This is a genomic window from Longibacter salinarum (assembly GCF_002554795.1).
In the GTDB taxonomy this organism is placed as follows: Bacteria; Bacteroidota; Rhodothermia; order Rhodothermales; family Salinibacteraceae; genus Longibacter; species Longibacter salinarum.
Window position 1 is genome coordinate 239,514 of sequence record NZ_PDEQ01000003.1, and the last position, 13,271, is coordinate 252,784.

Genomic DNA, 13,271 nt, shown 5'->3' on the forward strand with positions numbered 1-13,271 from the left:
CACCTTGTAGATACGTAGGGATCCCGCTGTGGGGCGCATCGTTATTTTCTATCAACACCGACCGTGCCCGAACGCCCTTTCCTGTCCGTGGGCCGCCTCTTCCGTGCTATTCTTATTCTAGCTCTTCTTCTCGTCTATGTCTCGTGCGATGCAACGGGGCCCAAGCCGTTTGAGTCGGAGGTTGTTGTCGAGTCCTATCAGATTGCAGGAGAGCCGGCGGCACCCGTTCGGTTGACCCAGTCCATCCCCATCGATTCGACGTACGACATCAACGACGTCGCCGTGCGTGGGGCGGATGTCCGGATCGAGAAGCTGGGCGAGGGGGGAGAGGTGGAGGGGACGATTCCCTACACATCCGATCCCGATAGCGCGGGCTTTTATCGGCCGTCTACTGCGATCGATGGATCGATTCCGACGATTGAGCCGCTCGGAACGTATCGGCTTCGTGTCGTAACCGAGGCAGGCGCGCAGATTCGGGCAGAGACGACGGTGCCGGATACCTTTTCCATCGTGTCCGCGAGTCGAGATACCGCCACGTATCGAGCCGACGAAGAAATCGCATTTCGAATCACATCGAGTCGGACGCCCGGGCGCGACCAGGCCTTCTATATCTTTAGCACGGAGTCGCTTGACCCGAGGAAGGAGAACCTCGTTCCGCTTGTAGCAGATTTTCTCGAGCAGAGCGAAAACTCGGTTCTCTCCGACTTTGTGATCACGTCGTCTCCGGTTCTGAACGAAGCGGGGTACACACAGAACGCAGACGGTACCTTGACGCTGCGGCTCCCGTGGGTCGTGGTTACTTTTTACGGTCCCAACCGCACGCGTATCAATGTACTGGACGAAAACATGTATGACTTCATCCGCTCACAGACCGCCCAGCAGGGAGGAGGGGGCTTCACGCCAGGATCGATTCCCAATGTCCTGGAAGTCGTAGAGGGAGGTGCAGGAATTTTTGGAAGCATGGCCAGCGTCCGCCGGGAGATGTACGTCGCCCGGCCCTGAGACGCGGAGGATCCGAGTGCCTGCCTACGGTCGGGCGGTTGTCGACTCCCCGGGACGGAGCAGGCGAAGTTGGTTGGTGAGGCCGAACCGCTCTGCCCAGTGAATGGCTTCCGGCGCGGCCGCCTGAACGGTTTCGCTTGCAAGATCGAATGTACCCCAGTGGATGGGTACGACATCCGGTCGACCCAGGTCGATCACGGCCTGCATCGCTTCCTCCGGATTGACGTGAACCGGCTTCATGATACGTCGCGGTTTATAGGCTCCGATCGGAAGGATCGCTATGTCGGGCGAGCCAAGGGCGTCGGCAATGGTCGAGAAATGATCGCTATATCCCGTGTCGCCGCCAAAGTAAACAGAGCCATCGTCCATCTCCAGCATCCAGCTTGCCCAGAGCGTGCTGTTGCGATCCGTTAGAGATCGACCCGAGAAGTGGAGAGCCGGTAGGGCGTGCAGTCGTAATCCCGAACCGATGTCCATGTCATCGTACTCCCACCAGTCGAACGCGAGCACGGAATCCACACCCCAGTTTCTGAGCCGGTCCGCACAGCCTAAGGGAGCAGCGAACGTAGGAGCATGGCGGGCGGCAAGAAGCCGCTCGATCGACGGGCGATGCAGGTGGTCGTAGTGGTCGTGCGACAACACGACGAGGTCGACCGGGGGAAGGTCATCGATCTGGAGCGGGAGACGAGCGAGCCGTTCGGGGCCCGCGAAGGGAACGGGACTCGCACGCTGACCGAAGTGGGGATCCGTGAGCACGGTCAGGCCCGGCACCTGGATGAGCGTCGTCGCATGGCCGATCCAGGTTATGCGAATGGAGGGTGGGGGAGCGGATAGGTCGGTCGGGAGCACCGTATGGGGCGGTACATTCTGCTTATGCGAGAAGACGCGCCCGCTCAACCAGCGTGCTACCTCGAGCGGCGATGCTGGCTGGGCCGGTGCGTCTGGATTGCAAAAGCCGTCACGAGTATGGTGGCGCCGCGACGCGCGATCGTGCTTCTTAGGCATGTAGGATCGTCAAGGGAAAGGAAGAACCGTCGGCTGGACAACAACGAAGGGGAACCGTATGTTCTACATCGGCTGATGCCCCCCGCTCATCCACGTTCTCTAGTCCTCTCGTTTCGATCACCGTCACTTATGGAGTTTATCGCCCTTGGCGAAACCGATGACGTGGCAGCAAGCTGCCACTTTCTTAATATTGAAGGTACCGGCATCGTGCTTGATGCGGGTGTTGATCCTCGGACGGACGGGCCGGCGTCCCTGCCTCGGTTCGACATCATCCACGGTCACCGGGAACGCTATGTCGATCATGCGATCGTAACGCATGCACACCATGACCACATCGGAAGTCTTCCTGTTTTGATTCGGGAATTTCCGCACCTGCTCGTCCACATGACGGACGCGACGAAGCGACTCATCGAGTTTCTTCTTCCGGCGTCGGCACGGCTTCAGGAGCGCAAACTGTACGACGGTGAGACGGAACACGAACCGCTCTTCACGGAGGAGGAGCTGAGTTTCCAGAGCCACATCTATCTGACACATGCACTGGGGGCCGACTTTGACGTAACCGGTACGTTAGGCAATTCAAAAATCAAGGCTCGGTTCTATACGGCCGGCCATATCCTGGGCTCGGTCGGCGTGGAGCTCCGCTTCGTCGAAGACGGCAAGGATCGGCGGGTCTTCTACACCAGCGACACCAACATGCGCCCGCAGTCGATTATTCCGGGAGCAGAGTATCCGGACTCGACAGACGTTCTCATTCTTGAGTCAACGTTGGCCAACGATGAAGAGGCGGAGCAGACGAATCGCGACAAAGAGACCCAGCGGTTCCGCAAGACGGTGAAGGAGGTTATGGCCCGGGGCGGGACCGCTCTGATCCCGGTGTTTGTGATGGGACGGGCTCAAGAAACGCTCGCTCTCATCGACGAGATGAAAGAGGACGGTGTGATCGACGAGGACATACCGGTGTACACGGCCGGCTCCATGCGCGCCGTTGCAGATCTGTACGACAAGACGCGACAAACGACGCCGCGTCTCGATTCGGAGTTCAAAGTCTTCGGTGTCGATCAGCGCCGCATGCCGAGAAGCGAGGACGCCAAGGACGACGCGCTGGATGGTCCCTGCATCGTCGTGGCAAGTAGCGGGATGATGTTTGAGCCGACGCTCTCAAATCGAATCGGTCGCCGTATCGTGGAAAATGAGCGCGACGCCATCCTTCTGGTTGGATACTCGAAGGAGGATACCGCGTCTGCTCGGCTCCAGGAGGCTGCCAAGAACGGCAAGGGAACAGAGGTTGTCCTGCACGAAGCGACCGGACCTCAGCCCGTCAACTGCACCGTCGATCGGTTTCGGTTCAGCGGGCACAGCAACCGGCGCGATCTGCTTCGCGTCGTTGACAGCATGGAGCCCGAGAGTGTCGTTCTGGTTCACGGCGAGCCGGACGCCCGCCAATGGATGCACGATCAGATTAAGGCGTCGCACCCGGAGATCGATGTCTACCTGCCGGCCGGTGGCGAAGTGCTCAATCTATAAAGTTCAGGGTTCAGGGTTCAGTGTTCAAGGTTCAGTGTTCAGGGTTCGGCGGGCTGCCAAATATCCTGAAGGAAAGCCTCCTGAGATATTAACCAAAACGGCGTCGTACTGGCTCTACTGGCGACGACCTGAGGATAGGATGAATAGAGGACGTTTGTCAGCCATCGAGGGCCTGCGAGAGGTCCTGCCAGAGATCGTCTGCGTTCTCAAGGCCGACCGAGAGACGGAGCAGTCCGGGCGTGATGCCATGATCGGACTTCGCGGCCTCGTCGACGACACCATGCGTCATGGACGCCGGATGCTGGATGAGTGTGTCGACGGAGCCAAGGCTCACGGCTGCCGTCATCAGCTCGACGGACTCCACGACGTTCCGCGCTTTTTCTCTCGTCCCGACGTCGAAAGCAATCATGGTTCCGGGGCCCGACATCTGGCGAGCACGAAGATCTGCTTGTTCGCTTCGTCCCGGCATGTGGACCCGCTGAACGGCGGTGTGTTCTTCGCAGCGTTCCGCGAGATCGGTCGCCGTCGATTGCGCCTGAAGAACGCGTCCGGGGAGCGAGGGAAGACTTCGGTGCAGGAGATACGCAGCCATCGGGTGGAGGAGCCCACCCGTTACGACGCGCACATGGCGAAGTCGGTCGGCCCATTCAGCGTCATTCGTGGATACCACACCCGCTACGACATCCCCGTGTCCTCCCAGAAACTTTGTGGCGCTATGCATTGAACATGTCGCACCGTGGTCGAGCGGTCGCTGGAGAACCGGTGGGGCGAACGTTGAGTCGACGCAGACGGGTACTTCGCCTGCCTGCTCTTTGATGGCCGCTATATCGACGAGTTCGAGCGTGGGGTTCGCCGGCGTCTCAATCCAGACGAGTGCGGTCTCCGGTCCGACATGCTGCGCGACGTCGTCTGCATCCACCCATTTCACGTCTAGTCCGAGCATCGGGCTCGAGAGAAGATGGTCCCCTGTCCCGTAGATGGGGCGCACCGCAAGGACATGCGGGTGGGCATCCGGATTCTCGCTGACAATCGCAAGCCGAGCGGCCATCAACGTCGCGGTCATGGCGGCCATGCCCGACCCGTACGCCACGCAGTCGGAGGCGTGTTCGAGGTCGGCAACGGCCGACTCCGCATTGGCTACCGTCGGATTGTAAAGCCGAGCATAGACCGGCTCATCGGATACACGAGCCCCGTGGGCAAACTCGGTTACGCTGTTGGCCGCCGAATCCATGCCTGAGATGGGATAGGTCGACGAGAGGTCGATCGGGGGCGCATGCAGACCGCGAGCACGGATGTCGGCGCGACCGGCGTGGACGGCCGTCGTTCGGGGACCCGTAGTGGACGCGTCGTCCTCTGATTCGGCGGCGGGCATGACGGGAGAAGCAAATCGATCGATCATCATCTCGGTGGCTTGAATGAGAGACAGCGCGATCCGAGCGCTCTTGAACCGTGTGCACTGGATTCGGCATGTGATTGTATCGTATCATTCAGTGCGGTACCAATCAATCGTGTCGAACTAAATTCGGTACTCGGACTCATGGCTCGCCTCGACCGAACCGACTTCGAAATTATCCGCGAGATGCAAAAGAATGCTCGCATTCAAAATAAGGCGCTCGCCCGCAGAGTCGGGATTGCCGAGTCAACCTGTCTGGAGCGCGTGCGAAAGCTCCGGGACGACGGCATCCTGACGGGGTTCTACGCGGACGTCGATGCGGCGTCGGTGGGCGTTCATCTGCAGGCCTTGATTGCGCTGCAGTTGAGTAAGCATTCGCGGGAAACGGTCGAGCGTGTGCGTGAGCACGTTGCGCGGCGTCCCGAAGTCGTCGCCATCTACCATCTCGGCGGACGAACGGACTTTCTTCTGCATGTCGCTGTCCGCGATGCCGACCATTTGCGCGACCTCATCCTGAGTGCTTTCACGTCGCACGACGAAGTGGCCCAGGTCGAGACCTCGCTCATCTTCGACCACTCGCGGGCCGATGCCTGGCCGATCTACCCGCCGGAGGCGCGCTGATGCCGCTGCGAGTGTGGATCAACGAGCCGGGATCCGAGTGCCACCACACCCGTCCGCATTTGCCCAGCGGAGTTCTGTTGGATGACGTTTTAGCGTATGCCCACTGCTACCCCGACTGCGTCCCGCCGCCGCACGAACGCCCTCTCCGATCTAATCGATGTGCTTGCGTCGCAGATCGACGGCTCCATCCGATCGGACGACATGACGCGTGCCCTGTACGCGACAGACGCGAGCATGTACGCCATTCGACCGTTGGCCGTCCTCATCCCGAAGACGGTGAGAGACGTGCGACGAGCACTGCGGGTGGCCCACGAATACGGGGTCCCCATTCTTCCCCGTGGCGGAGGCTCGTCCCTCGCTGGACAGGGGGTGAACGAGGCGATCGTAATCGACTTCTCGAAGCATGTTGATGCAATTCTCGAAATCGATCCAGAGGCGAAAACGGCACGCGTACAGCCGGGCGTCACCCTTTCCGCATTGAACCAGGCGGCCGCGCAGTATGGGCTGATGGTCGGCCCGGATCCGGCTAGTGGCAACCGCGCGACGCTGGGCGGCATGCTGGCGAACAACTCGACAGGCACGCACTCGATTCGCTACGGCAACTTTATCCAGCACGTGCGGCGTGCGGAGGTGCTACTGAATGACGGGACGCCGGCGTCCATGGGACCGCTCACTCGCGGAGCGTGGCAGAAGAAGATGCGACTCGACGGGCGCGAGGGCGCGCTGTATCGAGAGATTGACGCTCTGACATCGACGTACCGGGATACGATTCGGGACGAAACGCCCTCCCATTGGCGACGCAACAACGGGTACCGGCTGGAGACGCTTCTTGAGGACGAACGAAATCTGGCGAAGCTTCTGGCGGGTAGCGAAGGGACGCTCGCGGTAGTGACGGAAATGACGATCCACCTGGTCGAGCGACCGGCGCGCACCGGGCTGGGCGTCGTTCACTTCGCGACCCGGGAGGAGGCGCTGGAGGCGGTGACTGAGATTCTCGAGACCGATCCGTCTGCCGTGGAGTTGTTCGACGGTGTTGCGATCGAGCGTATCCGCAAAACGCCCGGGTATGCCGAGCGTCTCACGTTCGTCGAAGGGGAGCCGGGCGGCGTGCTGATCACGGAGTATTACGGTGAGACAGAGGCCGATCTGCATGATCGCCTCGACGCACTGGAGGATCATCTATCAGCGGGTCCATCGACGGGACTGGTTCGCGTTACTGATCGGGCCGGAGTGGACAACGTCTGGTCGATCCGCAAAGAAGGCCTCGGGCTCGTCATGGGCGTGAAGGGCAAATACAAGCCCTGGGCGTTCATCGAGGATGCGTCCGTTCCGGTCGAGCACCTGGCCGAATACATCGACGAGCTGTCCCAGTTCATCGACAGCACCGGGACCCGGGCTGTATACTATGCACACGCGTCCGCCGGCTGCCTTCACGTGCGCCCCTTCATCAATACGAAGGACGAGGCGGAGGTGGAGAAGATGCGGCGGATCGCCAAAGAGTCGCTCAACCTGGTGAAACGGTTCGGAGGCTGTGTGTCGTCGGAGCACGGCGATGGGATCGTTCGTGGGTGGGCCAATCCAGAGATTCTCGGCGAGGAGCTTTATGCGGCGTGCTGCGAGCTAAAAAACATCTTCGATCCGTCGAATGTGCTGAATCCGGATCGTGTGGTCAACGCGCCACCCATGACGGACAACCTGCGAATGGGGCCCGATTACGCAGCGGCATCGATCGATTCGGAGTTCGACTGGTCGGCCGAGGGGAGCTACGCGGAGGCGATCGAAAAATGCAACGGAAACGGTGCCTGCCGGAAGCGCGGAACGGGAACGATGTGTCCGAGCTTCATGGCGACGCGGGAGGAGGAAGACTCGACGCGCGGACGGGCGAATGCGCTGCGCATGGCGCTGTCCGGCGGCCTCGACCGGGCGGAGCTAACGGGAGAGCGCATGCACGAGGTCATGGATCTGTGCATCCAGTGCAAGGCCTGCAAGACGGAGTGCCCGTCGAACGTCGATATGGCAAAAATCAAGACGGAGTGGCTGAATCATTACTGGAAGGAAAACCGGATGCCACTCCGGACCAAGCTTTTCGCTCATCAGCCGAGTTTGGCGCGGTGGATCAGCGGAACGCCCTTGGCACCGATTGTGAACTGGACAAGTCGTCAGGGATGGTTGCGGTCGATCGGTGAATCAACGCTGGGCGTGACCGCCGAGCGGGACCTGCCTTCATTCGCGCGAACGACCTTTCGACAGTGGTTCATGCGAGAGTCATGGCCCGAGCGAGGGCCGCGCGTCGTGCTGTTTGCGGACTCGTTCAACAACTTCCACACGCCCCCGATCGCACAGGCGGCCGCCACATTTCTGCGCGAAACCGGGCACACGGTAGACATCCCGGGGCCCCGCGTCTGCTGCGGGCGCACGTATCTGTCGAAGGGGGCCGTTCACGACGCCCAGGTGCTCGCGCTCAAAACCGTCGAAACGTTGTTTCCCTACGCCGAGGCCGGCGTGCCGATTGTTGGGCTGGAGCCGAGTTGCATTCTGACGCTGCGTGACGAGTTTCTGTCTCTGCTTCCCGGGGAGCCGCGCGCAAAGGTGGTCGCAGAGGCGGCCATGACATTCGAGGAATATGTTGCACAGCGAGCCGACGAGGGGGCCTTCGACGAGGTGTCGTGGAGTCGGCAGGCGGACGAGGTGATGCTCCACGGTCACTGTCACCAGAAAGCGCTAACAGGGACGACGGCGACGGAGAAGGCGCTGTCTCTTCCGGGATACGCCGTGAACGCTATTGACGCCGGCTGCTGCGGGATGGCGGGCGCGTTCGGTTACGAGGCAGAGCACGTCGATGTGTCAAAAACGATGGGCGAGCTTCGACTTGCTCCGTCCGTGCGAGCGGCAGCCCCCGACACCCTGATCTCGGCGACGGGCTTCTCGTGCCGCCACCAGATCGACGACTTAACCGGACGCGCGGCTCAACACCCGGCTGAGATCCTGCTTGACGTTCTCGATCAGTGAGATAGGGGACGAGTAGCTGCGTGTGTCGTAGCTTAACGTTGCGCGTTCTCCCGACCATGCGTCGATCGATTGTCATGATTCTCGTCTTCGATGTCAACGAAACCCTTCTGGACCTGTCTGGCCTAGACGATGTGTTTGGCGATGTATTCAGCTTGCCGGACGCCGATGGCCGGTCGGTTCGGGAGGACTGGTTTACCGAGTTGCTCCATCAGGCGCTCGTCACGACGGTAACGGGGCCGTTCGTCGACTTCGGTACTCTGGCGAAAAGCGCAATGCGGGTCACGGCCTTCCGGCAAAACCACGAGCTGTCGGAGGCGCATGTCGAGGCAGTGATGCAGGCCGTGCGCACGCTTCCTCCGCACGAGGATGTCGTCCCGGCGCTGGACCGGCTTGCTGAGGCAAGCATCCCGCTCGTGGCCCTGAGCAATGGCACGCCGGACGCCCTCGACGCACAGCTACGGAATGCCGGACTGACGGACCGCTTTGATCGAATCGTGAGCGCGCAGGCCTCCGGGCGGCTAAAGCCAGCTGCTGAGCCGTATCTGTGGGTTGCCGAGCACCTTGGTGTCGAGCCTGACGAACTGTGGATGGTCGCTGCGCACGCGTGGGATACGACGGGAGCACTGCGCGCGGGTCTTCGGGCGGCATTCGTCCGGCGACCGGGCAAGCACATCGCACCGGTTGATTCGAAGCCCGACGTCGCAGGCGATACGCTGGTCGATGTCGCGGAGCAGCTGGCGAATGTGGCCGAATGAATCTGGGCTAGAGGGGAGAAGACGAAAGCGAAGCTGGACGTATCGTCGTGCGCAGACCGGGGCACGGGGGCTTAGGGTACGCCGGACGGAACAGGCACGAGGATGCACGCGCCCCGTGGATGCGGCTGCGCTGGCTAAAGAAGCGATGTCGGAATACGTGGCGGCCGATTTTTATTATCAAAATGGTGATGCGACATGTCCCTGTCCCTGATACCGAGGGAAAATGTGAGGCGATCGCGTCTGGGATTTGGAAAGAGTTGGCTCGACATTTCAGGGGGTAAGTCATACGTTGATAACGTGTTTGGCGGATGTATCGCGACACAGTAAACCCGATCGTTTAGATCTATTCGCACGCCTGAAGGTGAGCCTTTGGCACGCACGATGTAGAATCGGTGCACGAAATCAAAGCCCTTTTGTGTTGCGAGCAAAGCAAGGACCGACCGTTGGGAGGTCCGTACCTTCGGATGGCCGAAGGCTGTCCGCCAAACAGGTTCTGATCGATTCCATTCTGTGTTTGTCCTACCCGTCGAGGCCCCATGCCCGATCTGTTCGACTCGCTTGAGACCGATTCTGCATCGCAGCCCGTGGAGGGAGCGTATGACGGGCAACAGGAATCTGCGTCGGAGGATGTAGGGTGGCCCGATCTGAATGACGCGCAGGAACGAGCGGTCCGTGCGTCGCTGAAACCGCAACTCGTCGTAGCCGGACCGGGGACGGGCAAGACTCGGGTGCTCGTGTGCCGCGCCGCGTACTTGCTGACGAAATATAGCGAGCAGCTACGTCCGTCGGATCTGGCGGTCATCACGTTTACGCGGAAGGCCGCCCGGCAACTCACCTCGCGGCTGGCGGGCATCGTCGGCGCAAAGGCGCAGCACGTGCGTGCGGGGACCATCCATCGGTTCTGCGCGGAGATCTTGCAGGAGCACGGCGAGGCCGTCGGGGTGCCTGAGGATGTGGTCGTTGCCCCGGAGGCGGTGACAGACGCGTTCTGGCAGCGCTGGTTCGAGGGGAACGAGTCGTGGGCGAAGTCGAACGATATCTCCAGCTTCCGTCAGGCCAAGCTGAGCATCAGTCGGGCCAAGCTCGGCATCGAAACCGTGACGAGCCGACTGCAGACGGCCCGCCGGGAGTACGACGAGATGCTTGCGTCGCGTGGGATGCTCGATTTCGACGACCTGCTCGTCAAGGCCCGTGACGCGGTGAACATCAATAGCGTGCGGGATGCCGTGCGCGAGACAACGAAGGCGATCCTGGTGGACGAGTTTCAGGACACCGATCCCGTACAGTTTCACGTCGTGCGCCAGCTCGCTGCGCGATCGCCTAAGGAAAAGGGAGCTCATCTCTTCTGCGTGGCGGACGATGATCAGTCGATCTACGGGTTTCGCGGCGCGCGGCAGAAGAACATCAACGATCTGATCGACCGCTTCGGGTGTTCGCGGGACTCGGGACGTCTGCACATTCTCCAGACGAACTACCGCTCGAATCGGGCGATCTACGAAGTTGCAGAATCCGTCCTGCCGCCAGAGCAGCGGCTGAAGCGGAGGGGCGAGATCGAGACGGCGAATGGCGATACGTCACCGGTCGTCCTGTCGTCGTGGCCGGACGAGTCGCAAGAACTCGACGGCGCACTGCAGCAGGTGCGCGAGTGGTTGGATGATGACGTCTCTCCGCGAGAGATCGCTGTTCTCGCGCCCTGGAATACCGCGGTTCAAGCTCTGGAGCGGCGGTTTCTGCGCGCAGGCATTCCCTGCGAGGCCAGCTCAACGGAGCCGATCCTGCAGACGCCCGCGGTACGTCGCCTGATGACGACCTTTGCGCTGGTCGAGCGGGTTCTTCGTTCCGGGGAGATCGCCGACGATGCATTGGCCGACGTGATGGACGTGGTACTACCGGAGGATCTCACGACGCGGGTGCGGGATATCGCTCATCGGTCGAAGGCTGGGCTGTGGGGGATTTTCCAGCGCCTTGCAACAGACGCCGATGCGGCCGAGCGAGCCGGGCTGGGGGCCGAAAGGGGGCAGCTAGAGCGTGTCTACGCCGCGATCGGAAATATTATGCAGCATGCGCGATCCAGCGATACGACCATCGAGAGTCTGGCCGAGGAAGTGCTTCGTCAGTTCGGGGGGACGACGCACCTGCTCGCCGAGGCGGCGGATTCCCTGCGAGACCCTCTGCAGGCGGATGGGATGGCAGAGGCGGCGGATCGACTGCGCCGCTGGCTCGAGCGCATTCGGAACGGAAACGGGCACGGTCGGCTCCTACTTTACGAGCGAAACACGCGGCTCGTGCAGGTTCACCGCGAGATGATTCGCCACGCGCTCGACCTGGCGAATCGTGAGGGCCGTGTGCCGAACCAGTCGCCCGCCGCGTTCGTGGTCTCAGATGAAGACCACCCGCGTCCACTAGACAAGAACGATCTCGTCTGCACCTCTGACATCGACGCTTTTCTCCGCTGGGCCGAGCGAAATGGAGCCCTGGGCGAGACGTTGCCGCAGGTGCTGGAGATCGGCGGGGTTGCGACCGGGCGCGAGCGGCTGACACTTGCCGGATTTGATGCCGACCAGGTCACCCACGTTGCCCCTGCAGCGTACCGGAGTCCCTCGCTTCGGCTGTTTTCCCTGCTACAGACGGCGGTTGCTCCGGCTGAACCCGAGCCCGCGTTTCCAGATTACGTGATGGTGGATCTGGAGACGACGAGCCTAGACGTGAAGTTGTGCCGCGTGGCGGAGATCGGCGCGATCCGCGTGAGGGACGGAAAGGAGGTGGACTCGTTCGATGTGCGGGTCGAGCTTCCCGATGACCTGACCGACGAGGAAGCGACCACGCTGCGGGACGTCTGCGGGATGGACCTGGAGGAAGACTTCGTCGATGCGCTTCCGCTGGAGGAAGCATGGTCGAGGTTCTGCGCCTTCGTAGATGGGTGCCCGATCATAGCACACAACGGCCAGCGGTTCGACTTCCGGATCCTGAAGCGATTGCATCGGGAACTCGGATCGGGAGCGGCGCCGTGGACGATGACGTCTGACACGCTTCCGATGGCCACGCGCCTCTGCCCCGATCTGCCTCGACACACTGCAGAGCACCTGCGGACTGAACTGCTGGATCAAAACGAGCCGACGGCGCATCGCGCGCTGGCCGACTGCCGGGATCAGCAGGAGATCCTCGCTGCACTTCAGGTGCGAAAGGCGACGCTTCAGCGGAAGACGGCCCTGGAGCCCATTCTGCCCGCCGCCCTGACCGGCACATTGATCGACATCACGGCGCGCGATGAGGGGGAGACATCGCCGACATGGAGCGAGGGCGAGCGCGTTCTCCTTGAGGTCGGGTATCGCTGGGCGCTCCGGGATGCGTCGCAGATCACGGCTACGCTGCGCCGTTTGCTCCCCCGATCGCTTCCGGCGATGGTCCGTGCGACACCGGCGCTGTACGAGGCATTCGACGAAGAGCGGCTGCTGTCGGGCGATGACGACGCGCGACCCGGACTCACAGAGCGGCTGGATGCTCTTCTGGCACCGTATCGGTCCGACTCGGTGCGCGAGGGACTTCGGCGCGTGCTCTCACATCTTGCACTCTGGGGAAACGACGAGGCGCGCACGCGGGAGGACGTCGTCACGCTATCGACCTACCACAGCGCGAAGGGGCTCGAGTTCGAGTGCGTCATCTGCACGGGTGTTCACGACAACGCCTTTCCTGCCTACTACGCGAACTCGCCGGAAGACCAGGCGGAGAGCCGACGTTTGCTGTATGTCGGGTTGACGCGGGCCGAGAAGCAGCTCGTCGTAACCTACATGGCGAAGGATCGGTTCGACAACACGCGGCGCCTGTCTCCATTTCTGCGCTCCGCTCCATCACAATTGCTTAAACGACGATAGCTGATGGTTTCGTTCGCCCGCTACGCTGGCCTGCTGGCGACGAGGTCACCAGAAAGACAGCTGCCCCGGACGCCGAGGCGCCGGGGCAGA

General features: G+C 61.7%; 8 protein-coding genes. 6 read left to right on the forward strand and 2 right to left on the reverse strand.

What is annotated here, in order from left to right; translation table 11 throughout:
* The first annotated feature begins 63 nt into the window (after positions 1 to 63).
* Complete coding sequence (locus tag CRI94_RS07345) at positions 64 to 1,002, forward strand: DUF4249 family protein (protein ID WP_098075030.1); 939 nt, start codon at positions 64 to 66, stop codon at positions 1,000 to 1,002.
* A 24-nt stretch (positions 1,003 to 1,026) separates the two neighbouring features.
* On the opposite strand, the gene CRI94_RS07350 is transcribed toward CRI94_RS07345, so the two are convergent.
* Entirely contained in the window at positions 1,027 to 2,007 is a 981-nt protein-coding gene (locus CRI94_RS07350; RefSeq protein ID WP_098075031.1) for an MBL fold metallo-hydrolase, read from the reverse strand.
* A gap of 129 nt (positions 2,008 to 2,136) precedes the next feature.
* Here CRI94_RS07350 and CRI94_RS07355 point away from each other — a divergent pair, with 129 nt between their 5' ends.
* Entirely contained in the window at positions 2,137 to 3,531 is a 1,395-nt protein-coding gene (locus tag CRI94_RS07355) for an MBL fold metallo-hydrolase (RefSeq protein WP_098075032.1), read from the forward strand.
* Positions 3,532 to 3,688: 157 nt separating this feature from the next.
* Here the strand turns inward: CRI94_RS07355 and CRI94_RS07360 are convergent, their stop codons facing one another.
* Positions 3,689 to 4,903, reverse strand: a complete 1,215-nt coding sequence (locus CRI94_RS07360; RefSeq protein ID WP_098075247.1) for a trans-sulfuration enzyme family protein — start codon at positions 4,901 to 4,903, stop codon at positions 3,689 to 3,691.
* 165 nt (positions 4,904 to 5,068) lie between these two features.
* Between CRI94_RS07360 and CRI94_RS07365 the strand changes: the two genes are divergently transcribed.
* The 4 genes from CRI94_RS07365 (at position 5,069) to CRI94_RS07380 (ending at position 13,181) form a co-directional block, all read left to right on the forward strand.
* A complete protein-coding gene (locus CRI94_RS07365) occupies positions 5,069 to 5,545 on the forward strand; it encodes an Lrp/AsnC family transcriptional regulator (protein WP_098075033.1) in 477 nt (158 codons plus the stop codon).
* A gap of 96 nt (positions 5,546 to 5,641) precedes the next feature.
* Positions 5,642 to 8,554, forward strand: coding sequence for an FAD-binding and (Fe-S)-binding domain-containing protein (locus CRI94_RS07370; protein WP_098075034.1), 2,913 nt, complete (start codon positions 5,642 to 5,644; stop codon positions 8,552 to 8,554).
* Between the two features lie 56 nt (positions 8,555 to 8,610).
* A complete protein-coding gene (locus tag CRI94_RS07375) occupies positions 8,611 to 9,309 on the forward strand; it encodes a haloacid dehalogenase type II (protein ID WP_098075035.1) in 699 nt (232 codons plus the stop codon).
* A gap of 536 nt (positions 9,310 to 9,845) precedes the next feature.
* On the forward strand, positions 9,846 to 13,181 hold the full coding sequence (locus CRI94_RS07380; protein WP_098075036.1) for a UvrD-helicase domain-containing protein: 3,336 nt from the start codon (positions 9,846 to 9,848) through the stop codon (positions 13,179 to 13,181).
* The last annotated feature ends 90 nt before the right edge of the window (positions 13,182 to 13,271 follow it).